A 1,659-nucleotide genomic window follows, 5' to 3' on the forward strand; every position below is an offset into this window, starting at 1 on the left:
TAAACCCTCAGTTTCCAAACATTAACTATCAAAGAGCATAATTACATTTGTAAAAGCAAACATTCATAGATAACTCCTTAGTTTTTAAAGATCTAGTTTCAAACTAGATCTTTAAAGATAATTCAATCTATAAATACAACCCTTTAATATATTTTTATCGTTTTTATTTACTTTAAGAATTCTTATATAAAACTATGCTATAATACAAGCCATAGTTTTAATTTTAATAAGGAGAATTCTCATGAAACTAGTTAAACTTAGTTTAGTAGCAGCATTAGCTGCAGGTGCTTTTTCAGCAGCTAACGCTGTTTCACTTGAAGAAGCTATAAAAGATGTTGATGTATCAGGAATGTTCAGATATAGATTTGAATCTGATAGAAGAGATATTGGCAATACAATTGTAGATGGTTACAACAGCTCTAAAGAAAACAAGCATAAATTTAAATCTCAATTAAATTTCAAAGCAGCTTTAGATGATAACTTCAAAGCTTTTGTTCAATTCCAATATAGTACAAGTGAACTTGGTTTTAATAGCCCAAATGCTAAAGCTAAAGCTGAAACTGATACTGATAGTACTTTTGCAGTTCAACAAGCTTACTTAGAATATACTAATGAAGCTTACGCTACAAATGTAATCTTTGGTAAAATGGAAGTTGGTTCTATTTGGACTGATGATGCAGTAGGAACAGGAGCTAAAATTCTTAATAATTCTATCGAAGGTTTAACTTTTGCTGGTTATTGGTTTGATAGCTTCAATGTTACAAGCGATGGAGATTTTACAGATTTAGGTATTGCTGATACTTCTTTATATGGTGCTGCTGTATTAGGTGATTTTGATCCATTTGCTTTCCAAGTATGGGCTGCTTATTCAAACAATTGGGCATTTTTATATGCAGTAGATGCTAGCTATAAATTTGCATTCAACGATGCTAACTTCAAAATCCAAGCTCAATACTTAGGAAATAGCTTGGATAGTGATAAAGAAAAATTAGGTCTAGATAATAGCAATTTCTACGCTGCTCAATTACAAGGACAAATTTCTGCTTTTGATTTCCAAGCAGGTATCGTTGGTTATGGTGAAAAAGACAAAGCTAGCTTAGTAGTTTTAGAAGATAAAGGTAGAGTAATCGCTCCAGGTGAGCAAATTTTCTATTCTGAAGGTAGTGATTTAAGAGGTAGTACAGGTGAAAACTTCTTCTATTTTGCAGGTTTAGGTTATACTTTTGCTGAAACTGTTAGAGTAGGATTTGATTATATCGGTGGTAAATCTGAACAAGTTGGCCATGATATAGATAAAAATGAATATATTGCAAGAGTATCTTATGCATATAGTCCAAAACTTACATTTAGCGGCTTCTATTCTTACTTAACTGAAGATTATAACACCAATGGTGTTCATGATAGCGATGATCAATTCATCAGACTTGAAGCTCTATACAAATTCTAATTATAAAAGCTAAGCCAAAAGGCTTAGCTTACTATATCTAAAATTATCTCTTCTTTTAATCCTTGTATTTTAATTTCTTTTATTTTTAAATCATTAGGTAGATTTTCAAGCAAAGCTTCTTTATTATGTATATTTTTACTTGCCAATACTCTTAGCATTTTACCCCTATAAGCTTTAGCAAAATGACTTAAAGTTTTGGAATTTTTTAAAAA

The 1,659-nt window shown here is 30.6% G+C and carries 1 protein-coding gene and 1 pseudogene; one reads left to right on the forward strand and one right to left on the reverse strand.

Translation table 11 applies throughout. From position 1 onward, the window contains the following. Positions 1–241: 241 nt before the first annotated feature. Positions 242–1,447: a major outer membrane protein gene (locus tag L8Y18_RS08475; RefSeq protein ID WP_263676657.1), complete on the forward strand. Its 1,206-nt coding sequence runs from the start codon at positions 242–244 to the stop codon at positions 1,445–1,447. A 23-nt stretch (positions 1,448–1,470) separates the two neighbouring features. Here the strand turns inward: L8Y18_RS08475 and L8Y18_RS08480 are convergent. Beyond that, positions 1,471–1,659 (reverse strand): annotated as a pseudogene (locus L8Y18_RS08480) (peroxide stress protein YaaA); the annotation flags it as partial.

It is taken from the genome of Campylobacter sp. CNRCH_2007_0968H, from assembly GCF_025773245.1.
Classification (GTDB): Bacteria; Campylobacterota; Campylobacteria; order Campylobacterales; family Campylobacteraceae; genus Campylobacter_D; species Campylobacter_D lari_D.